The sequence below is a fragment of the Sphingomicrobium nitratireducens genome (assembly GCF_026157035.1).
GTDB classification, from domain to species: Bacteria; Pseudomonadota; Alphaproteobacteria; order Sphingomonadales; family Sphingomonadaceae; genus Sphingomicrobium; species Sphingomicrobium nitratireducens.
The window spans coordinates 2,029,462-2,052,818 of record NZ_JANJZA010000001.1; the positions used below are offsets into that span (position 1 = coordinate 2,029,462).

19 protein-coding genes and 1 tRNA gene are annotated in these 23,357 nt (G+C 67.6%); 13 read left to right on the forward strand and 7 right to left on the reverse strand.

The features are described from left to right. Positions 1 to 23 precede the first annotated feature (23 nt). The gene (locus NNY25_RS10320) at positions 24 to 1,739 is read left to right on the forward strand and encodes a tetratricopeptide repeat protein (RefSeq protein WP_265571335.1); all 1,716 of its coding nucleotides are present in this window, start codon (positions 24 to 26) and stop codon (positions 1,737 to 1,739) included. A gap of 3 nt (positions 1,740 to 1,742) precedes the next feature. On the opposite strand, the gene ypfJ is transcribed toward NNY25_RS10320, so the two are convergent. Beyond that, complete coding sequence (gene ypfJ / locus NNY25_RS10325) at positions 1,743 to 2,606, reverse strand: KPN_02809 family neutral zinc metallopeptidase (protein WP_265571338.1); 864 nt, start codon at positions 2,604 to 2,606, stop codon at positions 1,743 to 1,745. 96 nt (positions 2,607 to 2,702) lie between these two features. On the opposite strand from ypfJ, the gene NNY25_RS10330 reads away from it, so the two are divergent. Then, a complete protein-coding gene (locus tag NNY25_RS10330) occupies positions 2,703 to 3,488 on the forward strand; it encodes a 3-hydroxybutyrate dehydrogenase (protein WP_265571340.1) in 786 nt (261 codons plus the stop codon). A 13-nt stretch (positions 3,489 to 3,501) separates the two neighbouring features. After that, the gene (locus tag NNY25_RS10335; protein ID WP_265571342.1) at positions 3,502 to 4,128 is read left to right on the forward strand and encodes a DUF4893 domain-containing protein; all 627 of its coding nucleotides are present in this window, start codon (positions 3,502 to 3,504) and stop codon (positions 4,126 to 4,128) included. Between the two features lie 3 nt (positions 4,129 to 4,131). Here NNY25_RS10335 and NNY25_RS10340 read toward each other — a convergent pair whose 3' ends face one another. Beyond that, the gene (locus NNY25_RS10340) at positions 4,132 to 4,398 is read right to left on the reverse strand and encodes a hypothetical protein (RefSeq protein WP_265571343.1); all 267 of its coding nucleotides are present in this window, start codon (positions 4,396 to 4,398) and stop codon (positions 4,132 to 4,134) included. A gap of 91 nt (positions 4,399 to 4,489) precedes the next feature. After that, complete coding sequence (locus tag NNY25_RS10345) at positions 4,490 to 5,425, reverse strand: aldo/keto reductase (protein WP_265571345.1); 936 nt, start codon at positions 5,423 to 5,425, stop codon at positions 4,490 to 4,492. Between the two features lie 97 nt (positions 5,426 to 5,522). Between NNY25_RS10345 and prsK the strand changes: the two genes are divergently transcribed. The 3 genes from prsK to NNY25_RS10360 all read left to right on the forward strand — a co-directional run bounded on the left by prsK (position 5,523) and on the right by NNY25_RS10360 (position 11,705). Then, a complete protein-coding gene (prsK, locus tag NNY25_RS10350; protein ID WP_265571346.1) occupies positions 5,523 to 7,607 on the forward strand; it encodes an XrtA/PEP-CTERM system histidine kinase PrsK in 2,085 nt (694 codons plus the stop codon). Further along, positions 7,604 to 8,974 carry a PEP-CTERM-box response regulator transcription factor gene (gene prsR / locus NNY25_RS10355; RefSeq protein WP_265571347.1) on the forward strand — a complete coding sequence of 457 codons (1,371 nt, stop codon included), beginning with the start codon at positions 7,604 to 7,606 and terminating at the stop codon, positions 8,972 to 8,974. Before prsK ends, prsR begins: the two co-directional genes overlap by 4 nt. Positions 8,975 to 9,179: 205 nt before the next feature. After that, positions 9,180 to 11,705 carry an SGNH/GDSL hydrolase family protein gene (locus tag NNY25_RS10360; protein ID WP_265571350.1) on the forward strand — a complete coding sequence of 842 codons (2,526 nt, stop codon included), beginning with the start codon at positions 9,180 to 9,182 and terminating at the stop codon, positions 11,703 to 11,705. Here the strand turns inward: NNY25_RS10360 and NNY25_RS10365 are convergent. Continuing rightward, on the reverse strand, positions 11,702 to 13,483 hold the full coding sequence (locus tag NNY25_RS10365) for an ABC-F family ATP-binding cassette domain-containing protein (protein WP_265571351.1): 1,782 nt from the start codon (positions 13,481 to 13,483) through the stop codon (positions 11,702 to 11,704). The genes NNY25_RS10360 and NNY25_RS10365 overlap by 4 nt on opposite strands. 145 nt (positions 13,484 to 13,628) lie before the next feature. Here NNY25_RS10365 and NNY25_RS10370 point away from each other — a divergent pair, with 145 nt between their 5' ends. From NNY25_RS10370 to NNY25_RS10400, 7 genes are all read left to right on the forward strand, one after another. Then, positions 13,629 to 13,937: a PepSY domain-containing protein gene (locus tag NNY25_RS10370; protein ID WP_265571353.1), complete on the forward strand. Its 309-nt coding sequence runs from the start codon at positions 13,629 to 13,631 to the stop codon at positions 13,935 to 13,937. 147 nt (positions 13,938 to 14,084) lie between these two features. After that, complete coding sequence (locus NNY25_RS10375) at positions 14,085 to 14,768, forward strand: response regulator transcription factor (protein WP_265571354.1); 684 nt, start codon at positions 14,085 to 14,087, stop codon at positions 14,766 to 14,768. 59 nt (positions 14,769 to 14,827) lie between these two features. Continuing rightward, complete coding sequence (locus NNY25_RS10380; RefSeq protein WP_338112498.1) at positions 14,828 to 16,144, forward strand: sensor histidine kinase; 1,317 nt, start codon at positions 14,828 to 14,830, stop codon at positions 16,142 to 16,144. A gap of 10 nt (positions 16,145 to 16,154) precedes the next feature. Further along, positions 16,155 to 17,168 (forward strand): polyprenyl synthetase family protein, encoded by a 1,014-nt coding sequence (locus NNY25_RS10385; protein ID WP_265571356.1) that lies wholly within the window; start codon positions 16,155 to 16,157, stop codon positions 17,166 to 17,168. A 9-nt stretch (positions 17,169 to 17,177) separates the two neighbouring features. Continuing rightward, positions 17,178 to 19,616, forward strand: a complete 2,439-nt coding sequence (gene hrpB, locus NNY25_RS10390; protein ID WP_265571357.1) for an ATP-dependent helicase HrpB — start codon at positions 17,178 to 17,180, stop codon at positions 19,614 to 19,616. 31 nt (positions 19,617 to 19,647) lie between these two features. Beyond that, complete coding sequence (locus NNY25_RS10395) at positions 19,648 to 19,929, forward strand: ETC complex I subunit (RefSeq protein WP_265571358.1); 282 nt, start codon at positions 19,648 to 19,650, stop codon at positions 19,927 to 19,929. Positions 19,930 to 19,991: 62 nt separating this feature from the next. Continuing rightward, positions 19,992 to 20,067, forward strand: a tRNA-Glu gene (locus NNY25_RS10400). Positions 20,068 to 20,114: 47 nt separating this feature from the next. Here the strand turns inward: NNY25_RS10400 and NNY25_RS10405 are convergent. From NNY25_RS10405 to NNY25_RS10415, 3 genes are all read right to left on the reverse strand, one after another. Beyond that, on the reverse strand, positions 20,115 to 20,936 hold the full coding sequence (locus NNY25_RS10405) for a hypothetical protein (RefSeq protein ID WP_265571359.1): 822 nt from the start codon (positions 20,934 to 20,936) through the stop codon (positions 20,115 to 20,117). Positions 20,937 to 21,008: 72 nt separating this feature from the next. Continuing rightward, the gene (locus NNY25_RS10410) at positions 21,009 to 21,824 is read right to left on the reverse strand and encodes a HupA family protein (protein WP_265571360.1); all 816 of its coding nucleotides are present in this window, start codon (positions 21,822 to 21,824) and stop codon (positions 21,009 to 21,011) included. Positions 21,825 to 21,989: 165 nt separating this feature from the next. Then, on the reverse strand, positions 21,990 to 23,354 hold the full coding sequence (locus NNY25_RS10415; RefSeq protein ID WP_265571361.1) for a tetratricopeptide repeat protein: 1,365 nt from the start codon (positions 23,352 to 23,354) through the stop codon (positions 21,990 to 21,992). Positions 23,355 to 23,357 lie beyond the last annotated feature (3 nt).

Sequence of the window (23,357 nt, forward strand, 5' to 3'; positions counted from 1 at the left end):
GGGGCTCCAGTAGGGGACGCATCATGATGACCAAACGCACCGCCCTGAGCCTGTCGCTCGCACCCTTAATGGTTGCCGCGCTCGGCGCCTGTGCCGCCGAGACCGCGCCGCCTGCAGCGGCACCGATGGCGGCGAGCGAGCCGATTGACGCGGTCGCGATGGCGCAGGAGGCCGGCGCGCCCCTGTTCGAGGGCATGGGCGACTATCACCGCGACATCACGACCTCGAGCGAGCTAGCACAGCGCTATTTCGACCAGGGCATGGTGCTCGCCTTCGGGTTCAACCATGCCGAGGCGATCCGCTCCTTCCGCGCCGCGCAGAAGCTCGATCCGAGCTGTGCGATGTGCTTCTGGGGCGAGGCGCTCGCCACCGGGCCCAACATCAACGTGACCGCCAAGGGCAAGGCCGTGATGAGCCCCGAGGGGCGGGCCGATGCCTATGCCGCGATCACCAAGGCGATGGCGCTGCGCGAGAATGCGACGCCCGCCGAGCGCGCGCTGATCGAGGCGCAGGCAGCGCGCTACGACGGCAACGCGGCGAGCCCGCGCGAACCGCTCGACCAGGCCTATGCCGACGCGATGGGACGCTATGTCGCGGCCTATCCGCAGGATGACGATGCCGCCGCGATGTACGCGGAATCGCTGATGAACCTGATGCCGTGGGATTACTGGTCGGACCCGAACACGCCCAAGGAGGATACGCGCAAGGTGATCGCCTCGCTCGAGCGGATCATCGCGCGTAGTCCGAACCACCCGCTGGCGCTGCATCTCTACATCCACGCGGTGGAGGCCTCGTCCAACCCGGGCGCAGCCGAGGACGAAGCCGACCGACTGTCGAACCTCGTGCCGGGGTCGGGCCACCTCGTCCACATGCCTGCGCACATCTACTGGCGCGTGGGGCGCTATGACGATGCGGCGAAATCGAACGTGCGCGCGGCCGCGATCGACGAGGAATATATCGCGGCGTGCAACGCGCAGGGCTTCTACCCGGCGGCCTATTACCCGCACAACATCCACTTCCTGTGGGCGGCCTCGTCCATGTCGGGGCAGAGCGCGATGGCGATGGAGGCCGCCGAGCGGCTCGCGAAGAACGTCCGGATGGAACAGATCGAAGCCTTCCCGACGGTCGAATTCTTCAAGACCATCCCGCTTTTGACGATGGTCCAGTTCGCCAAGTGGGACGACATTCTCGCGCTCGACGCACCGCCCACGCCGCGCGATTATTCGCAGGCGCTGATGCATTATGCGCGCGGGCTCGCCTTCCTCCACAAGGGTGACAGCGGCATGGCGCGGGCCGAGCTAGACAAGCTCGCGGCGCTCAAGGACACGGTCCAGATCCGCTTCCTCGACAATGCCGACTATCCCGCCTCGACGCTGCTCAACATCGCGCACCGCCTCCTGGCGGGCGAGCTGGCGCTTGCGGCCGGTGACAGCGACACGGCGATCAAGCTGATGAAGGAAGCAGTCTCTTTGCAGGACGCCCTGCCCTACATGGAGCCGCCCTTCTGGTACTACCCGACGCGCCAGTCGCTCGGGCAGGCGCTGCTCGAGAGCGGGCGCGCGGCGGAAGCCGAAGCGGTCTACCGCAAGGACCTGGCGGACTATCCGCGCAACGGCTGGTCGATGGCGGGGCTGATCTCAGCGCTCGAGGCACAGGGCAAGCCGACCGATGCGGCAAGGGCCGACTTTGCGGTCATCTGGGCCAATGCCGACATCGAGCTCGACCGCTCCCGGCTGTAGCGCCTAGCCTGCGTAGTTGCAGTTCGCCGGGTTGCCGGTCGACAGGCCGCGCTTCAGGGCTTCCATGCGCTGCGCCGAGGTGCCGTGGGTGAAGCTTTCGGGCTGCACCCGCTGGCCGGCATTGCGCTGGAGCGTGTCGTCGCCGATCGCTTCGGCGGCGCGCATGCCTTCCTCGAGGTCGCCTTCTTCCATCGCGCCGGTCTGCGCGGCCCACACGCCCGCATAGCAGTCGGCCTGGAGTTCGACGCCGACCTGGAGCGCATTGCCCTGGCTGCGGCTGGCGCGCTGCTGCTGGCGCTGGACGTTGTCGAGCGTGCCTTCGAGATTCTGGATATGGTGCCCGACCTCGTGCGCGATCACGTAGCGCGCGGCGAAATCGCCCGGCGCGCCGAAACGGCGCGAGAGTTCATGGAAGAAATCGGGGTCGATATAGATGTTCTGGTCGTTGGGACAGTAGAAGGGCCCCATCGCCGCCTGACCCATGCCGCAGGCGGTTTGCGTGCCGCTCGAATAGGCGACGAGGGTCGGTTCCTTGTAGGAGGCCCCGGCCGCCTGGAACATCTTGCCCCAGACGTCATCGGTGGATTCGAGCGTGCCGCGCAGCAGCGCCAGTTCCTCGGCGGTGAGCGTCGATTCGCCCTCGCTGGTCGCACCCTGCGGGCTGCCGCCCATCATGCCGCCGAGACCGCCCGAGAGCGCGCAATAGCCCAAGGCCAGCACGATCACGCCGACGATCCCGAATTTGGAGGCGACGAAGCGGAACAGGAGGGCGAAGATGCCCGCCGACATGCCGCCGCCCAATCCGCCCATGCCGCGCTGGCCGGTACGGTCCTCGAAATTGCTGCTGTTGCGATCGCCGATACGCATGTTGGCTCTCTCCCTCTTTGAGGCCTCAATGCTTCGCTGCCGGAACGGTTGCAAAACAGGGCGCTGCGACCCATCAAGCGCGCAAGGGAGAATGACATGCATCTGAAGGGCAAGCGCGCACTGGTGACCGGCTCGACATCGGGCATCGGGCTCGCCATCGCGAGGGCGCTGGCCGCCGAGGGCGCGAGCGTGATGATCAACGGGTTCGGCGATGCCGACGAGATCGAGGCGATCCGCAAGGAGCTGGAGGACGTGTCGGGCGCGCCCGCGCTCCACGACGGCGCGGACCTTACGGACGTCGATGCGATCGACGCGATGGTCGCGCGTTGCACCAGCGAGCTGGGAAGCCCGCACATCCTCGTCAACAATGCCGGCATGCAGCATGTCGCGCCGGTGGCCGATTTCCCGGTCGAGAAGTGGGATGCGATCATCGCGCTCAACCTGTCGGCGGTGTTCCACACCTCGCGCATGTGTATCCCGATGATGCGCCAGAAGGGGTTCGGGCGGATCATCAACACCGCGAGCGCGCACAGCCTCGTCGCCTCGCCCAACAAGTCGGCCTATGTCGCGGCCAAACATGGCGTCGCGGGCTTTACCAAGACGGTCGCGCTCGAGACGGCGGAGGACGGAATTACCGTCAACTGCATCTCGCCGGGCTATGTCTGGACGCCGCTGGTGGAAAAGCAGATCCCGGACACGATGGCGTCGCGGGGCCTGACGCGCGAGGAAGTGATGAACGACGTGCTTCTCAAGGCGCAGCCGACCAAGCGGTTCGTGACCGTCGAGGAGGTCGCTGCTCTGGCGCTGTTCCTGACCCGCGAGGAGGCGGGCTCGATCACGGGGGCGAACATCTCCATGGACGGCGGCTGGACAGCGCAGTAATCTGGGAGCCGTCATGCGTAGCCCCACCCTCGCATTGCTTCTTGCGCTCGGCCTTGCCGGTTGTTCGGCAGTGCCCGGGCGTCCGCAGATCGAGACGCTCGAGACGCGCGCTTGGCGGCAGGTCGCGACCGACGCCGATCGCAAGCGGATCGCGGACTGGCGCGGACATTTCGTGTCCGCGCTCGACGAGGCACGGCGGGACGGCAACGGGAGCCGGCTCGATGCGCTCGGCGACCTCGCCGTTCCCGACGCGGCCCTGCCGTTTTCGGTGCCCCCGACGGGAGAATACAAGTGCCGGATCATCAAGGTCGGCTCGCAGGGCAACGGGACGCTGACCTATGTGGACTATCCCTATTTCCGCTGCCGCATGGCGCCTGCGCAGGACCTCATCCAGTTCGCCAAGCTGACAGGCTCGCAACGCCCGGTCGGACTGGTGTTCGAGGACAGCGCGATGCGGCGCATCTTCCTCGGCACGCTGGTGCTCGGCGACGAGGAGCGGGCGATGCGCTACGGCGCCGATCCCGACCGCGACATCGCCGCCATCCTCGAGCGGATCGGCGAGAAACGCTGGCGCATGATCGTGCCCGCGCCGCGCTACGAATCGCGGCTCGACATCATCGATCTCGTCCCGGTCGACTAGCGCCTATTCGGCCGCCCAGCGCGCGGTACGCTCGGTCAGTTCGAGTTCGCGCAGCATCCCGTCGACCGCCGCGGAAAGTTCGGGCAGGAAGCTGATCTGGTGGCGCGCGCCGCGATAGCTTTCGACCATCAGGATGGCCTCGATCAGGATCGGCACGACCGACGCTTCCGGATCGTCGAGATCGGCAAGACCATGGAGGCGTTCGAGCGCCTTCCTGCGCGCCTGTTCGGGGTCCGAGAGGGCGGCGGCGCGCCCGATGATCCATGCCATGCGATACTCCTTGTGCCGACGAACATAGGAGGTTCGCCAACACCCGCCTAACCGGACGGGCGCAAGGCTGGCGCGGCCTGTCGATAAGCCGTTAACCGCTGGCGGCGTCGAGCGAAGCGACCTGCTCGTCGGTGAGGTCGAGCGTCAGCGCTGCGGTCAACTCGCTCAGCTGGGCAAGGCTTGTCGCGCTGGCGATCGGCGCGGTGATCGTGGGGGCACGCATCAGCCAGGCAAGCGCGATCGCGGCGAGCGGCGCGCCGGTGTCGGCCGCGATCGCGTCCATCGCCGCGAGCACGTCCTGCCCCCTGCCCTCGAGATAGGCGACATTGCGCAGGCCGCGCGGGCTCTGGTCGAGATCGTCCTTCGAGCGATATTTGCCGGTGAGGAAGCCGTTGGCGAGGCCGTAATAAGGGAAGACCGAGAGACCCGCCGCCTGCGCCGCGGCGGCCAATTCGTCCTCGTAGCGCTCGCGCTCGACGAGATTGTACCAGGGCTGGAGCGCCTGCGGCCTGGCGTAACCGCAGCGGTCCGCGACCTCCATCGCCTCGGCGATGCGCGGCGCGGTGAAGTTGGACAGGCCGATGGCGCGGATCCTGCCCGCCTTCACCAGCTCGTCGTAGACGCCGAGGCTCTCGTCCAAGGGCACGCTCTCGTCGTCCTTGTGCATGTAATAGAGGTCGATCGTCTCGATCCCGAGCCGCTCCAGGGATTTGTCGCAGCCTTCGCGGATCGTGTCGGGCTGGAGCCCGGCCATGAAGCCGACCTTGGTGGCGATGACCATCTCCTCGCGCGCGCCCGACCGGGCGAGCCACTGGCCGATCACCCGCTCGCTCTCGCCGCCCGAATGGCCGGGTACCCACGCCGAATAGACGTCGGCCGTGTCGATCATCGTCCCGCCTGCCTCGCGAAACGCGTCCATCAACGTGAAACTGGTCGCTTCGTCGGCGGTCCAGCCGAACACGTTGCCGCCTAGCGCGAGCGGCGCCACTTCGATGCCGCTCGACCCGATTTCGCGCTTCTCGACCATGGGCTCTTCCTTCGCTGGCGTTCACTCTTCTTTTGTAAAGTTTTGCGACAGTGTCACTATGTCGGTGGACTTTACACCCCGTGTCGGGGCCTGACGCGTGGACGCGCTGATCGGCTTCTGGACCCATGCGCTCGCCGCGCTGTCGTTCGGCGCGCTCGTCGCGTGGCAGCTGCACGCGGGGCTGCGCATGCCCGGGCAGCGGCTGCTGCTTGCCGCGCTGGGACTGACCGCGCTGTGGGCGTGGTGCGCCGCGGTGCGCCCCGAAAGCCTGCTCGCAGCGGGCTCGGAGACCGGGCGCAACCTCATCTGGATCGCGATGCTCCACAGCCTCGCGATGAGCAATGACGAGCGCGAACGCCAGAAGGGCATCCGGCTTGTCTATGGCGCGGTCGCGGGCGTGCTGGGGCTGCAGATGGTCGCCGACGCGCTGCCTTACCTGATGCCGCCCGACCCGACCGCCGAGGCCGCGATCGCGACCACCGCGGCGCTGCTGCGCATCACGGCGGCGGCAGGCGGGCTGGTCCTCGTCCATAACATCTACGGACAGGCCGCCCCCGCCAGCCGCCCCGCGATCGGCTATGCGATGGTCGCGTTGGCGATGCTGTGGATCTACGACCTCAACCTCTACACGGTCGCCTATCTCAGCCCGGCCTGGGCCGAGGGGCTCGGCGACTGGCGCGGGCTTGCGGTGGCGGCCACCGCCCCCTTCTTCGCGATGGGCGCGCGGCGCACCGATGCATGGCGCATCCGCCTGTCGCGCGCGGCCACCTTCCAGTCGCTCTCCTTGCTCGGCATCTGCGGCTATCTTGCCGTCATGGCGGTGCTCGCCACCGTGCTGCGCGGCGCGGGCGGCGACTGGGCGACGGGGCTGGCGGTGGCGCTCCTGTCGGCGCTGACCGTCGCGGCGATGGTGATCCTCCCCTCGGCGCGCGCGCGCAGCTGGGCCAAGGTCAAGATCGCCAAGCATTTCTTCGAGCATCGCTACGACTATCGCGCCGAGTGGCTGCGCTTCACCGCGACGCTCGGCAGCGGCGACGGCGAGCGGCCGGGCGGGCTCAGCCTCGGCCAGCGCACCGTCAAGGCGTTCGCCGACATCCTCGATGCACCAGGCGGCGTGCTGATCGCGCGCGACGAGGACGGGCAACTGGTCGAGGCGGCCGAATGGAACTGGCCGGGCGAGCCGCTGCCCGTGACCGGCGACAGCGACGAGAACGCCTTCTGGGCCGCGATCGCCAGCGAGGGCCGCATCGTCGAATTGGACGGCGTGCGCCACGGCTGGAGCCAGCCGCAGGACCTCAAGCTCCCCTTCCCGGGCTGGATGCTGGCCGAAGAGACCGCGTGGATCGGCGTGCCGCTGATGCACCACAACAGGCTGACCGCGATCATCCTGCTGGCCGCGCCCGACTATCGTCGCCCGCTCGACTGGGAGGATTTCGACCTGCTGCGCACCGCGGGTCGCCAGGCCGCCTCGAACATCGCCGAAGCGCTGACGCAGGAAGTGCTGTCCAAGGCGCGTCGTTTCGAGGAGTTCAACCGCCGTTTCGCCTTCATCCTCCACGACATCAAGAATCTCGTCAGCCAGCTGTCGCTGCTCGCGCGCAATGCCGAGCGCCACGCCGACAATGCCGAGTTCCGCGCCGACATGGTCGCGACGCTCAAGAGCTCGGTGGGCAAGATGAACGACCTGCTTGCCCGCCTGTCGCCGCAGAGCGCGGCGCGCGAGGGTCGCTGCGAGCCGACGCCATTGAAGGACGTGCTCGCCTTCGCGATCGCCGCCAAGAGGCGCGGACACGAAGTGCAGCTCTTGGGCGATACCAGCATCGTCGCGATGGCCGACCCGCACGGGCTCGAGACCGCGGTCGGCCACCTCGTCCAGAACGCGATCGATGCCAGCCCCGAGGACGTCCCCGTCACCGTGCGGGTCGAACACGACCTTCGCGAAGTGCGCATCCTCGTCATCGACAAGGGGCGCGGAATGGACGGCGATTTCGTCCGCGCCAGCCTGTTCGAACCCTTCTCCTCGACCAAGGAGGGCGGGTTCGGAATCGGCGCCTACGAGGCGCGCTCGCTGGTCACCGCCATGGGCGGGCGCCTGTCGGTCGAGAGCCGCCTCAACCACGGTAGCCAGTTCACCATCCACCTTCCCGCCGCCACCGCGGCCAAAGAACGGAAAAGCGCATGAGCAAGTCCGACCTACCCACCCTGCTGATCGTCGAGGATGACGAGGGGCTGCAGCGCCAGCTCAAATGGGCCTACGAGGGCTACGAGGTGGTCATCGCGGGAACGCGCGCCGAGGCGATCGACCTCGTGCGGTTGCACGAGCCGGCAGTCGTGACGCTCGATCTCGGCCTGCCGCCCGATCCCGACGGCACCACCGAAGGCTTCGCCACGCTGCGCGACATCCTCGCCATCAAGCCCGACACCAAGGTGATCGTCGCCTCGGGCCACGGCGCACGCGAGAGCGCGTTGAAGGCGATCGCGCTGGGTGCCTACGATTTCTACAGGAAGCCGGTCGACATCGACGAGCTCGGCCTGATCGTCGGTCGCGCCTTCCACCTCCACGAGATCGAGAACGAGAACCGCCGCCTCGAATCCGAGGCCGGCGAGAGCCAGACCGTGCTCGGCTCGATCGTCTCGGCAAGCCCGGAAATGATGAAGGTCGCGCACACGATCGAACGCGTCGCCAGCGCCGACGTCTCGGTCATGCTGCTGGGCGCGTCGGGCACCGGCAAGGAGCTGCTCGCCCGCGCGGTCCACGACAAAAGCGCGCGCGCCAAGGGCAATTTCGTCGCGATCAACTGCGCCGCGATCCCCGAAAACCTCCTGGAAGCCGAACTGTTCGGATACGAGCGCGGGGCGTTCACCGGCGCGGTCAAGACGACCGAGGGCAAGATCGAGCAGGCGCAGGGCGGCACGCTGTTCCTCGACGAGGTCGGCGACATTCCCCTACCCCTCCAGGTCAAGCTGCTGCGCTTCCTCCAGGAGCGCGTGATCGAGCGGATCGGCGGCAGGAAGCCGATCGAAGTCGACACGCGCATCGTCTGCGCCACCCACCAGGACCTCGACGCGATGACCGCGGGCGGCACCTTCCGCGAGGACCTCTATTACCGTCTCGCCGAGATCGTCGTGCCGATCCCGCCTCTGTCCGCGCGCACCGGCGATGCGGTGCTGCTGGCGCGCTATTTCGTCGGCAAATACGGCAAGGAACTGGGCCGCAACCTTTCCGGCCTCGCCCCCGACGCGGTCGAGGCGATCGACGATTATGGCTGGCCCGGCAACGTGCGCGAGCTCGAGAACCGGGTGAAGCGCGCGGTGATCATGGCCGACGGCAAGCATGTCAGCGCGGGCGACCTCGACCTCCAGGGCGCTAGCGACGGCGAGGGCGCGCTGCCGATCAACCTGCGCGCGGCGCGCGAAATCGCCGATCGCAAGGTCATCCAGCAGGCGCTGACCCGCACCGAGAACAATATTTCGGGCGCGGCTAAGCTCCTGGGGATCAGCCGTCCGACGCTCTACGACCTGATGAAGCAGTACAAGCTGAGCGCCTGAGTTTAACTTCGCTTCACACTGTCGATTAACCACCCCATTGAAATCATTGCGATTTCGAGGGATGCTCCGCGTGCCGACCGTTGTCGGCGCGAGTCGCGTTGCATGATCAGGGGACAATTCACGAGCAAATAGGAGAGCATACCGACGCGACCCGGGCGACGGCCACCCCACCTTCACGGCCGTCCGGTGCCTGGAGGAGAGTAACATGGCGAATTACAGTGGCGTCTTCACGTTCGGCGACAGTCTCGCCGATACCGGCAATGCCTTGGCCCTGGCCTATTGGTACGGCGGCTTGCCGTTCACCGATCTTCCCGATGGCACGCCCACCCCCGAGGCTGGCTATTTCCAGGGCCGTTTCTCAGACGGTTATGTTTTCGCCGACCTGATCACCAACAAGTATCTGGGCGTCGTTTCCGATGCGACCTTTCCCTACGGTTTCGTCGACCCCTTATTCGCCCTGCCCATCGTCAACTGGGGACCTGCCCCCGACGGCAACAACCATAATTATGCCTATGGCGGCGCGCAGGTCATCCAGGGGAGCGAGTTCGTACTCGACCTAGACCACCAGACCGACGCCTTCCGCAGCGCGGTCGGCGGAAATGCCGATCCGAACGCGCTCTATCTGTTCGTCATCGGCGGGAACGACATCCGCCAGCTCGCCCCTGCCGACGGTCCGCCCGTGTCGCTGTCCGAAGCGCAGGCGCGCATCGACGATATCGTCGCCGAGCTGATCGACGAGCTGGCGCAGATGGTTTCGATCGGGGCGCGCAATCTCATGATCTCCGGCCTTGCCGACGTCGGCAAGGTCGCGCGCTACGATGCCAATGGCGATGGCGTGCTCGACGCCACCGAAGCCGCGCGCGCCGAGGCCGCGACCCTGTTTTCGCAGATGCTCGACCAGGCCATCCGCGACGAGGTCCTCCCCTTCCTCGAGGCGATCGGCGCCAACGTGACCTACGTTCCCTTGATGGACCATACCAACCCCGACGGATCGATCGACCAGGGCGTCTTGAGCCTGATCCTGCCGACGCTGGCGGCGCTCAACGGACTGACCCTCGAAGAGCTGGAGGCCAACTTCCTCCAGTATCACGACCTCGTCTTCATGCCCGACGACCTCCATCCGACCGGGCAGGTCCATGCGCTGGCGGGCTCGTACATGTACGCGCAGCTCGAAGGCACAGCATGGGTCGAGATGCTGCCCATGTCGGCCGCCGATGCGCAGTTCCAGATGGCCGCCACCATCGGCGCGATCGGCGAGACCGACACGGTCGAGTTCGCGCTGATCGCGGGCACCGAATATACGCTGGAGATGCTCGGCATCTCCTCGCTCGGCAATGCCGGGTCGATCGGCGACGGCTATCTCCAGCTGGTCTCGAGCAACGGCGCGATCATCGCCTTCGACGATGACAGCGGCGCGGGCTTCGATGCCAACATGACCTTCGTCGCGCCGACCAGCGGGACCTATACGCTGGTGATCGGCGGCGTGGGCATGATGACCGGCTCCTACGTCGCGCAAGGCGCGGCCGTCTCGGGCGCCGCGGTCGATGGCGGGAACGTCTACAACGTCAGTAGCAGCAGCGTCGTGATCCTCGAAGGTGCGGGCTGGGCCGGTACCGACGTCGTGCGCACCAGCGTCGACTTCACGCTGGCTGCGGGCAGCGCGATCGAGATCCTCGAGACCGCCAATGCCGGCTCGCGCGCCTCGATCGACCTCACGGGCAACGAATTCTCGCAGACCCTCGTCGGCAACAAGGGCAACAATGTGCTCGACGGCAAGGGCGGAAGTGACATCTATGTCGGTGGCAGCGGCAAGGACGTGTTCGTGCTCGATCCGTCCGCCTATGCCGACCCGGCGCAGGCCGACGTGATCAGCGATTTCGGCAAGGGCGACATGGTCGACGTCACGCAGTTGCTCGACCTTCAAGCAGGCGTCGATCCGATCGCGGGCGGCTACCTCCAGATCACGTCAGGCGGCGACATCCAGGTCGACCTTGATGGCGGCGGCGACGATTGGGCGACGGTGGCCACGATCAACGAGGCGAGCCAGGTCACGTTTCAATATCTGTCGGGCGGCTCGACGACGCTGGCGACCTTTACGCGGGGCGGCGGCGGCGGCGGCGGCGGTGGTGGCGGCGGCGGCAAGGGACGCGGCAACGGCGTCAATGCCTCCGCGATGGCAGGGATGCTGGTCGCGACCAGTCTCCTCGCGGAACCGATCCATGCCGAGCCCACCGCCGCCGCCCACCCGGTCACGAGCGGTGCGGAAACGCATCTCTCATCGTCGCTTGGCGTCACGACGGCCAGCTTCTCGGCACGCTCGGACTGGTCGGAAACGGTGCAGTCGGATGGCCCCGCGGCACCGGACGTTTCGGTAAGAGTGAACATGCCGGTGATGGACGCCGAGGTCGACGTCGCGCAGCCGCAGGAGGCCAGCGGTGACGTCCACGCGATGCAGCAGGATACGCAGCCTGTCGCGATGGCCGAGGCCGTGTCGATCCCGGTCGACATGGTGGCCATGCCGGCGCCGGTGGCGATGCTTCCGCTGGTCGCGGATATGCTCGTCGAGGGCGAGGTCGAGCTGGCCCTGCCGGGCGAAGCGGGCGAGCACATGGCGATCGAGGCACTGGACGACCTCGTGCCGATGGCGCTCGAGGCCGCAGAGCCGATGATGGTGCTGAACGACCTGCCGCAACTCGATCTGGCGATGATCGTGCCGGACGCCGCCGTTTAGGCCAGCCCTTCCGCCTTTTCGGCGACTTCGAGCCAGCGTTCCTCGGCGGAGGCCTTGTCGGCGCGGAGTGTTTCGAGCGACGCGGTAAGCGCGGCGAAGCGGTCGGGGTCGCGCGTGAAGAGGTCGGGGTCGGCCATCGCGGTTTCGGTCTTGGCGATCTCGGCCTCGATCCGCTCGATTTCCGCGGGGAGACGGTCGAAATCGCGCTGGTCCTTGTAGCTGAGCTTGGTCGGCGCGCTTGAAGGCGCGGCCTTCTTCGGGGTGTCGGGCTTGGCCTTCTTCGCCTCGCTGCGCCCGTCCTTGCGGCGCTTGGCCCAGTCCTCGTAACCGCCCGCGACGATGTCGACCTTGCCCGACCCGTCGAGGCCGAGCGTGAGCGTCACGGTACGGTCGAGGAAGTCGCGGTCGTGGCTGACAAGCAGCACGGTGCCCTCGTAGTCGGAGATGACTTCCTGGAGGAGGTCGAGCGTCTCCATGTCGAGATCGTTGGTCGGCTCGTCGAGGACGAGGAGGTTGCTCTCGCGCGCGAATTCGCGGGCCAGCAACAGGCGGTGGCGCTCGCCGCCCGACAGCGTCCCAATAAGCGCTTCCGACAGGCCCGGATCGAACAGGAATTCCTTGAGATAGCCCTTGATGTGTTTCTTGACGCCGCGCACCTCGATCCAGTCGCCGCCCTCGGCGAGGATGTCGCGCACGCGCTTCTTGGGGTCGAGCAGCTTGCGCTGCTGGTCGACGACGATTCCCGACAGGGTCTTGGCGCGCGCGACCTTGCCCTCGTCGGGGTCGATCTCGCCGGTCAGCAGGCGCAGGAGCGTGGTCTTGCCCGCGCCGTTGGCGCCGACGATGCCGATCCGGTCCCCGCGCTGGATGCGCAGCGTGAAGTCGCCGATCACCGTGCGATCGCCGTAGCGCTTGGTGACCCGCTCGGCGTCGATCACGGTCTTGGTCTTGACGTCGTCCTTGGCGAGCCCGAGCGAGGCCTTGCCCTGCATGCCGATCATCGCGGCGCGCTGCTCGCGCAGTTCGAACAATTTGCGCAGGCGGCCCTGGTTGCGCTTGCGCCGCGCGGTCACCCCCTTGTGGAGCCACTCGGTCTCCTGGCGCAGCTTCTCGTCGAGCTTCTCCATCTGGCGGCGGTCCTCCTCGAGGACATCCTCCATCCATTTCTCGAACCCGCCATAGCCGACCTCGGCACGGCGCAGCGATCCGCGGTCGAGCCACAGGCAGGAGCGGGTCAGGCGGGTGAGGAAGGTGCGGTCGTGGCTGATGACGATGAAAGCACCGGAATAGCGGTTGAGCCACGCCTCGAGCCAGTCGATCGCAGCAAGATCGAGATGGTTGGTGGGCTCGTCGAGGAGCAGGAGGTCGGGTTCGAGCGCAAGGGCCCGCGCGATCGCGGCGCGGCGCCGCTCGCCCCCGCTCGCCGTCTTCGCTGGGGTCGTGAGGTCGATTCCGAGCTGGTCGGCGATCGCTTCAGCGGCATGGCGCGGCGGCGCGTCCTTGCCGGCCACGACCCAGTCGGCGAGCGTCTCGTGGCCGCTCATGTCGGGATCCTGTTCGAGCAGCACCACCTGCTTGCCTGGCACCGAGGTGCGGCTGCCGCGGTCGAGTTCCACCTCGCCCATCAGCATGCGGAACAGCGTTGTCTTGCCCGCCCCGTTGCGGCCGATCAGCGCAAGCCGGTCGCGCGGGCCAACGTGCAGCGTCAGGTCCTCGAACAGCCAGCCGTCGCCATGGTGGAGCGCGACATCCTCGAGCGAAAGAATAGGGGGTGCCATGCGCGGCCCACTAGCCTAGCATGGCGCGCTCGTCACGGGGCAAAACCGGTGGAACGGCAAGTGAAGATGAATGGGGGACAACGTCATCATTCACACCTTATTCAATGGCCCGGCCGTAGACCGTCTTTCATTGGAGAGTATGCCGATGCGTAAGACGATCATCCTGGCCGCGCTGGGCGGCCTGACCCTTTTGGCGAGCCCGGCGGGAGCGACTGCGTCCGCCGACGACGGCCAGCGCGACCAGGATCGCGCCTACGACGCGACCCAGTCGGGCCAGTCGATGCCGTTGCCGATGATCGAGCGCCGTGTCGTGCCGCGCATGGGCGGATCGCAATATCTCGGCCCCGAGTTTCGCGGCAACGTCTACCGCCTCAAGTTCCTCAAGGGCGGGCGCGTGATCTGGGTCGACGTCAACGCCAAGACCGGCCGCATCGTCGGGCGCTCCGGGCGCTAGTCCGACCACACCCGCAACCTCGAGGGGCTCGCTTCGGCGGGCCCTTTTCGTTACGTCGCCGCATCTTGTGGCGTGGCATCAAGCAACCGTTCATGCCATGGGTTGTTCATCAACCGGGAACGAAACGAAAAAGGGAGCCAGCCGCTTATGCGCGTGCTCATTGTGGAAGACGAACCGAGCCTCGGCCAGCAGCTTCGCTCGACGCTGGAGAATGTCGGCTATGCGGTGGATCTCGCCACCGACGGCGAGGACGGCCACTTCCTCGGCGCCAACGAGACCTATGACGCGATCGTCCTCGACCTCGGCCTGCCCGAAATCGACGGGCTGACCGTGCTCGACCGCTGGCGTAAGGACGGCAAGAAGACGCCGGTGCTCGTGCTGACCGCGCGCGACAGCTGGTCGGACAAGGTCGCGGGCCTCGACGCGGGCGCCGACGACTATCTCGCCAAGCCGTTTCAGACCGAGGAACTGATCGCCCGGCTGCGCGCGCTCATCCGCCGCGCCTCGGGCAATGCGTCGAGCGAACTCAAGGCCGGCGACATCCGCCTCGACACCCGTTCGGGCAAGGTCACGCGGGCGGGCGAGCCGGTCAAGCTGACCGCACAGGAGTACAAGCTCCTCTCGTACCTGATGCACCACAAGGGCAAGGTGGTCAGCCGCACCGAACTGATCGAACATATCTACGATCAGGACTTCGACCGCGATTCGAACACGATCGAAGTGTTCGTCACGCGCATCCGCAAGAAACTGGGCGCCGACACGATCACCACCATTCGCGGCCTCGGCTACAGCCTCGAGGATCCCGAGGACCGGACGCCGCAGGACGCATGAGCGAGGCGGCCTCGGCCGTCGCGGTGAGCGAGGACCGGCGGGAATCGCTGACCCGCCGGATGATCGGTATTGCCGCGCTGTGGATCGCGATCCTGCTGTTGGGCGGCGGTTTCGCGCTCGACCGCGTGCTGACGCGCTCGATCGTCGACAATTTCGATTCGCAGCTCGAATATGTCCTTAACGCGATGATCGCGGCCTCGGAAATCGGCCCCGACGGCGAGGTACGCTTCAACCGCCCGCCCGCCGACCAGCGCTTCATCGAACCCTATTCGGGGCTTTATTTCCAGGTGTCGGGCGAAGGGGCCGAGACCTTCCCCAGCCGTTCGCTGTGGGACCGGCGCCTCGATGCGTCGGTCGAGCATGACGATATCGACCTTCACGTGCGCAACAGCGTCGAGTTCGAGGGCGAACCGCTGCGGATCGTCGAGCGCGACGTGCTCTTGCCCGACAGCAACGTGCGCTGGCGCTTCCAGGTCGCCCAGTCGCGCGAACAGGTCGACGAGCAGATCGCCGAACTGCGCGCAGTGCTGATCCAGAGCTTTGCCGCCCTCGGGCTCGGGCTGCTCGTGATGGCCGCGCTGCAGACCGTCTACGGCCTGTGGCCGTTGCGCCGCGTCCGGCAGGAAGTGGTCGCCATCCGGACCGGCCGCAAGAGCCGCGTCGACGAGGACTTCCCGCGCGAGATCACCCCGCTGGTCGACGAGATCAACGAACTGCTCGCCCATTCCGAGGAGCAGGCCGAGGAAGCGCGGCGCCATGCCGGCAATCTCGCGCACGCGCTCAAGACCCCGCTGACCGTCATTACCAACGCGGCGACCGCGCACGATGCCAAGCTCGACGACATCGTCTGCCGCGAGGCGACGGTCATGCGCCGCCAGGTCGACCACCACCTCGCCCGCGCGCGTGCCATCGGGCGCCGCTCGTCCGCGCAGGCACGCGCCGAGGTCGGCGCCAGCCTCGCCACGATCGAGCGCGCGATCGGCACGCTCTACGACGGGGTCACGGTCGACGTTACCGGCGACTGCGACGCGCAGGTGCGGGTCGAACGGCAGGACCTCGACGAGATGCTCGGCAACCTCATCGAGAATGCCGCAAAATATGGCGGCGGGCGCGTGTTCGTGACGGTCGAGAAGTCCGCGCCGATGGTCGACATCCTCGTCGAGGACGACGGGCGGGGCATCCCCGAGAGCGAGCGCCACGCCATCTTCCAGCGCGGCGCGCGGCTCGACACCGACAAGCCGGGCACCGGGCTCGGCCTCGCCATCGTACGCGACGTCGCCCAGATCTACGGCGGGAGCGTCGCACTGGGCGAAAGCGAGGACCTTGGCGGGCTGCTCGTCACCCTGTCCCTTCCCGCCGCCGAGGAAGAGGGCTAAGGGGCAGGCCATGACCGCCACCGTCACTCCCATTTCGGGCCGCGCACAGCCCAGTCTCCAGCCGATGCTGGCGCTCGTTGCCGAGGACATGAACGCGGTCAACGCCGTCATCCTCGAGCGGATGCAGTCCAAGGTCGCGTTGATCCCCGAACTGGCCGGCCACCTCATCGCGGGCGGGGGCAAGCGGATGCGCCCGATGCTGACATTGGCGAGCGCGCGGCTGCTCGATTATCCGGGCACGCGACATCACAAGCTCGCCGCCGCGGTCGAGTTCATTCACACCGCGACCCTGCTTCACGACGACGTCGTCGACGGGTCGGCGATGCGCCGCGGCAAGACCGCCGCCAACCTCATCTGGGGCAATCCGGCAACCGTGCTGGTCGGCGATTTCCTCTTCTCGCGCGCGTTCGAGCTGATGGTCGAAGACGGCAGCCTCAAGGTCCTCAAGATCCTCTCGGGCGCGAGCGCGGTGATCGCCGAGGGCGAAGTCGACCAGCTCACCGCACAGCGCCGGATCGAGACCAGCGAAGAGGAATATCTGCGTATCATCGGCGCCAAGACCGCGGCGCTGTTCGCGGCCGCCTGCCATGTCGCTCCCGTCGTCGCCGAGGCCGGCGAGGAAGCGGAAAAATCGCTAGAGGCCTATGGCCGCAACCTCGGCATCGCCTTCCAGCTGGTCGACGATGCGATCGATTACACGTCGGACGAAGAGACGATGGGCAAGGGGCTGGGCGACGATTTCCGCGACGGCAAGATGACACTGCCGGTAATCCTCGCGCACCATCGCGGCAGCGCCGACGACCGCGCCTTCTGGAAGGCCGCGATGCAGGGCGAAGCGGTCAGCGACGAGGATCTCGCCCGCGCCGTGGCGCTGATGCGCGCGACCGGTGCGCTCGACGACACGCTCGAGGCCGCGCGAAGCTATGCCCGCCGCGCCATCGACGCGCTTTCCATCTTCCCCGACAGCGCCGCGCGCCGCGCGATGGTCGAAGCGGTCGAATTCGCGGTCGCGCGCGCCTACTGAGCCCGGGGCATGGCGGCCCGTTTCCCCGTCGACGACGTCCTTCCCGCCTTGCGCGACGCGTTGCGAGAGGGGACCCGCGCGCTGCTGGTCGCCCCGCCGGGCGCGGGCAAGACGACGCGGGTCGCCCCTGCCCTCCTCGACGAGGCGTGGTGCGAGGGCGAAATCCTGCTGCTCGTCCCGCGCCGCCTTGCCGCGCGCGCGGCAGCCGAATTCATGGCGCGAGAACGCGGCGAGAAGCCGGGGCAGGCGGTGGGCTATGCGACGCGGCTCGACAGCAAGCCGGGCAAATGCATCACGGTGATGACCCACGGCGTGTTTCTCGCGCGCATCCAGAAGGCGCCCGACCTGCCGGGCGTCAGCGCGGTGCTGTTCGACGAGGTGCACGAGCGCAGCCTCGACAACGACCTCGCGCTGGCCTTCGCGCTCGATGCGGCGGGAGCGCTGCGCGAAGACCTGCGCCTCCTTGCCATGTCGGCGACGCTCGACGGCAAGGCGTTTTCCTCGCTGATGGGCGAACCGCCGCTGATCGAAAGCGAGGGCAAGAGTTTCCCGCTCGATATCGAGCATGTCGGGCGCGACGCCGCCCGCCCGGTCGAGCCGCAGATGGCGTCGGCGATCCGCAAGGCGCTGGGCGAACATCACGGTTCGCTGCTCGCCTTCCTGCCGGGCGTTCGCGAGATCGAACGCACCGCCGACGCACTCGGATCGCTGCCGGGCGATGTCGTGCTCCATCGGCTCCACGGGCAGGTCGATCCCAAGGCGCAGCGCGCCGCCCTCGCCCCGCCCTCACCCGGCACGCGCAAGTTGGTGCTCGCCAGCGCGATCGCCGAGACCAGCGTGACGCTCGAGGACGTGCGCATCGTGGTCGACAGCGGGCTCGCCCGCCGCCCGCGTTACGATGTGGGCGCGGGACTGACGCGGCTGGTCACCGAGCGCGCCAGCCGCGCCGCGACGACCCAGCGCGCGGGCCGCGCCGCACGCCAGGCGCCGGGGATCGCGATCCGCCTGTGGGAAGAAGCCGCCAACGCCGCGTTGCTCGCCCATGACCCGCCCGAGATCCTCGACGCCGACCTGTCCGGACTTTTCCTCGCCTCGCAGCTATGGGGCGAAGCCGACCCTGCGCGGCTGCCGTTCCTCGACCCACCCCCTGCCCCTGCGCTGGCCGAGGCGCGCGCGCGGCTGGGCGCGATCGGCGCGCTCGACGAGGAGGGCCGCATCACGCCGCACGGTCGCGCGATCGCCGCGCTGCCGATGGAGCCGCGGCTGGCGCACATGCTGGTCGAAGCGGGCAAGAGGGGGTTCGCGCGCGATGCCGCGGAGGCCGCGCTGTTGCTCGCCGAGCGCGGGCTGGGCGGGCGCGGCGAGGATATCGAAGCGCGCCAGCGCCGCTTCCGCGCCGACCGTTCGCCGCGCGCCGCGACGGCGCGGGGGCTCGCCGAGCGCTGGGCCCGGCGCGTTGCCGACGACAGTCCCGAGCGCGGGCGCATCGCCAGTGCCATTGCGCTCGCCTTTCCCGACCGCATCGCGCGCCGCCGCGATGCGACCGGCGAACAGTGGCAGTCGGTCGGCGGACGCGGCTTCCGGCTCGACCCCGCCAGCCCGCTCGCCAGCGCCGAATGGCTTGCCATCGCCGAGGTCGCGGGCGCGGCGGCAGGCGCGCGCATCCTTTCGGCTGCAGCAATCACGTGGGAAGAAATCGAGGCACTGTTCGCCGAGCGGATCAAGGCCTTCTCCACCGTCGCCTTCGACCCTGCCACCGGGAAAATGGACGCGCGCAAGGGCAAGCGGTTGGGGGCCATCCGCCTCAAGGAGGCGCGCGATCCCTCGCCCGATGCCGACGCGATTTCGCAGGGCCTGCTCGACGCGGTGCGCCGCCACGGGCTCGCCATCCTCCCCTGGCCCGAGGAGGCCGCCGCCTTGCGCGCCCGCGCCGCCTTTGCGCGCGCCCATGACGCGGGCGTTCCCGACCTGTCGGACGAGGCGCTGTTCGAGCGCGCGGAGGAATGGCTCGCGCCGTTGCTCGCCGGGCGGCGCGACCTCAACCTTTCCAAGGGGCAGCTCAAGGGCGCGCTCGACGGGCTGCTCGGCTGGGAGGGCAAGCAGGCGGTCGACCGGCTCGCCCCCACGCGGCTCGAGACGCCTGCGGGCACCAGCCACGCGATCGACTATGCGGCGCCGGGCGGACCAACCGTCGAGGTGCGCGCGCAGGCGCTCTACGGGCTGGCCGAGCATCCGCGCGTGGCGGGCGGCGCGGTGCCGCTAACGCTGGCGATCACCAGCCCCGCGCATCGCCCGATCCAGACGACGAAGGACCTTCCCGCCTTCTGGGCAGGCTCGTGGGGCGAGGTCGCCAAGGAAATGCGCGGACGCTATCCCAAGCATGACTGGCCCGAGGACCCGGCCCATGCACGCGCGGACCTGCGCACCAAGCGCGCGCGCCGCTCTTGATTTTGGCCGCGCGGCGCGCCAGATGCGGCGCATGACCATCGCCCGCATCACCGAGCAGCAGCGCAAGACGACCCAGTCGGGCAAGGCCCGCGCGGGCAGCTGGCTCCTGGAATTCGAACGCTCGGAGGCGCAGCGCCCCGACCCACTGACCGGCTGGGCCGGTTCGGGCGACACGAAGACGCAAGTTCGCCTGCGCTTCGACAGTCTCGACGAGGCGATTGCCTATTGCACGAAGAACGGGCTTTCGCATCACGTGGTCAAGGCCGGGCCGGTCAAGCTCAAGATCCAGGCCTACGCCGACAATTTCCGCTGAGGCGCGCGGGCGCGATTGACTCGCGCCGCCCGCCTCGCCATATGCCGCGCACCGACCGGCATGGCCCCTTCGTCTAGCGGTCTAGGACGTCGCCCTCTCACGGCGAAAACACGGGTTCGAGTCCCGTAGGGGTCACCACCGCCGACGCCGCGCTTCCCTCCTACCGCGGCGCCGCGGCAGGGTCGTCAGCTGGCGGTGCAGGGACCTGTCAGTACCCCACTCGCCTCCCCCGTCATCCGAATTGCGATGTCGGACGCGTCAGGGCCGTAGAACGCTGCCTCGAACAAGTTGCCGGCGTCTTCGCCGTAGGCGGCAGTGATGGAGACTGCATCGGATGGCTTGAACGTCGCATCCGTCAACGGATAGGTCGTCCCCCAGATGTAGGGGCCGATGGTTCCCGACACCTTGCCGGTGGTAAAGTTGATCGTCAGTTCGCCTTCGATCGTATCGTAATCGCCGAGACGGCAGGTTCGCGTCCCCGAAGTCGGTATGTCTCCGGCTGCGGTGCCGATCCCGAATGCGATGTAGGCGAGATCCGTCGTGCCATCGAAGAGTCTCGCTTCCCCCGTGTATCTTCCAAACAGACTCGCCGGGTTCCGTGCCAACAGCCACACCTGATAGGGTGCGAGCGCACCCCCCGGATCGACCACATCGAACTCGTTGGTCCCGCCGACGAGTTGTCGCAAGACGTTCCAGGTGGCGCTCCCTCCCCTTTGGATTTCGTATGTTTTCGAGGCATTGTTCCAGCGCAGGTTAATTTGTGAATTGACGGGGTTGGCGGGCCAATCGTCCAAGCCCAAGACGTCGAAGGTCTGGTCGGCTGTCAGGCCGAATGGAACCGGCGTCGAAACATATTGCGAAGGTGTCGGTGCAGGCGCGGGCGCGGGGTTGTTGACCGAGGTCCCGGGCGCCGAGTTGCCCTCGCCACCGCACGAGACCAGGGCCGCGCCCAGAAGGATCGCGAGCGTCGCTTTCGACGCCGCCGGAAGTCTGAACTGAACGGTCATGGCAGAGCTTCTCCTTCCTCATTTCGCGCACGCAATTGCGCCTCGCGCGATCGTGTCACGCAAGGTCGGTTCTCAGGCTTCGCAGACCCCGGTCATGATCCCGGCCACTTGCCCTTGGGCGCGCACGGCGATGTTCGCGGCGTCGGGTCCGAAGAACTTCGCCTCGAACGTGTTGCCGGTGTCGGTGCCGAAGTCCGCGGTGAAGCCGGTCGTCTTGAGAACGGCGCCCTCCAGATCGTAGACGTCCGTACCGTAGAAGGGCTCGACCGTGCCCATGATGTTTCCGGTCGCGAAATTGATCGTCACCTCGCCGCCGCCGACTTCGTCCTCTCCGAAGATGCACGTGCGCGTTCCGGACGTCGGCATGTCGGCGGTGGCCGTGGGGATTCCGAAGGCCACGTAAGAAATGGCTGACGGATAATCGAACAATGCGACAGTCCCGACATATTTCGTGGCAAATTGATGAGACGCGGTCCATGCGTAAAGGCGAGCATTGTATTCGGCCATCGCACCATCCGGCTCGAACACGTCGTAGATAAAATCCTCTCCGGCTATGCGCTGGAGGCGATTCCAGGAAGCGCCACTGTTGGTCCGAAGCTCGTATTGTTTCTCGGCGCTGTTCCAGCGCATTTCGATCGTGGATGCGATCGGACCCTCCAACCACCAGTCGTCCCAGCCGAACACCGCGAAGGTCGTGTTGCTCGTCAAGCCGAAGGGAACCTCAGTCTCGACATATTGCGTGGGTGCCGGTGCGGGCGCGGGCGCTGGGTTGTTGACCGAGGTCCCGGGCGTCGAGTTGCCCTCGCCACCACACGAGGCCAGGGCCGCGCCCAGGAGGATCGCGAGCGTCGCCTTCGACGCCGTCGAAAGTCGGAAATTGACAGACATGGCACCACCCCTTCGATGCGATACGCGCACGAACTTGCGCGCCTCTCGAATGGTATCGCAGCGGCAACGTGAGATGATGCCGCATGATGCCGCATTTGGCCGCAAATCGGCCTTCGACCGGTGACAATTGCCCCGAAAAACCTTATCGTGCGTTATGTTGCGATTTTAAACTTTGTTTCGGAAGTCGGGCGACTCGCCGATATGGCGCCAGTAGCGCGCCAGCCCCATTTCCTCGACCAGACGCTCGAAGCGGGGGTCCTCGCGCATCGCGGCGAGCGGGGGTTCGAACACGACGTTGGTGTGCCGCTGGTTCTGCGGCACGTCGAGCCCGCTGCCCAGCTGGCCGTCGACGGTGAACCCGCGGCCGAAATAATAGGCGTTGGCGATCTCGAACGCCTCGTCGATCCGCCCGATCGTCGCGGCCAGCCGCATGGCGTTACGGGCAGTGCGGATCTCGAACGGCGCGCGGGCGCGTAGCGATGCGTACATCGCTTCCGCATCCGACGGCTCGACGCCCCCCACGATCTTCGCGACGCGCATCAACGTCTCGACGTCCTCGCCCCGCACCGCGCCGGGCAGGCCGCGAACGTCGGCGGCGATACGCGAGGCGCTCTCGATGTCCCCGCTGAAGGCCGCGACCTCCATGCTCGAATACCAGTGCATCTTGTTGTTGGGGTAGACCAGGGCCGCCTTCTCGAAGGTCCGCTTGCTCTCCTCGGGACGCCCGATGCTCCACAGCGCGCGGGCGCGGATGTTGTAGAGCGTCGCGGTGCGGTCCTCGGCGCGGACCCTGCCGCACAGCTCGACCGCGCGGGCGCAATGTCCCGTCATGCGCGCGATCCATGCCTCCTCGATCAGCGCGTCAGCATCGTCCGGGTCGCGCGCGAACGATCGCCGCATGCCCAGTTCGCGCGGCAGCCAGTTGTCCGCGCCCAGCAGCGGGAGCGTCGCCGCCATCGCCAGTTCGGCCTTGGCGTTGCCGGGGTCGAGCTCGAACGCGCGGTTGGCGTCGAGGATCGCCTGTTCGCGCAGCTGGACGGATTCGGCTTCCGGATGCCAGCGCGAACTGGCGGCGCGGATATAGCCGAGCGTTCCCCACGCGTCGGCATTGCCCTCGTCGATCCGGACCGCCTCGAGCGCCAGGCCGATCGCCTGGTTCTGGGTGTCGCGCGTGGTCTGATCCAACAGCGTGCGCGCCTGGGAAAGGAGCGCGTTGACCTGCTGCTCGACCTTGCCGCGTCGAAAGTTGACGATGCCGACCGTCCCCGCGCCCGCGGCCAACGCAAGCAGCCCGGTTACGACATGGCGGCGTTCGATCCCGCCGACCCCGCGGTCGCTCTCCAAGGCGCTGTCGCCGCCCTCGCCCGACAGCCATGCGTCGAGCTCGCTCTCGAAGGCGAAGACGCTGGCCCGCCCGCCGCCCGGCATACGGTGGATCGGCAGGCCGCGCGAGGCTTCCCAGCGCATCACGGTGGCGCGGTCGCGGTTGAGATGGCGCGCGATCGCCTTCCAGCCGTCGAGGCGCGCCAAATC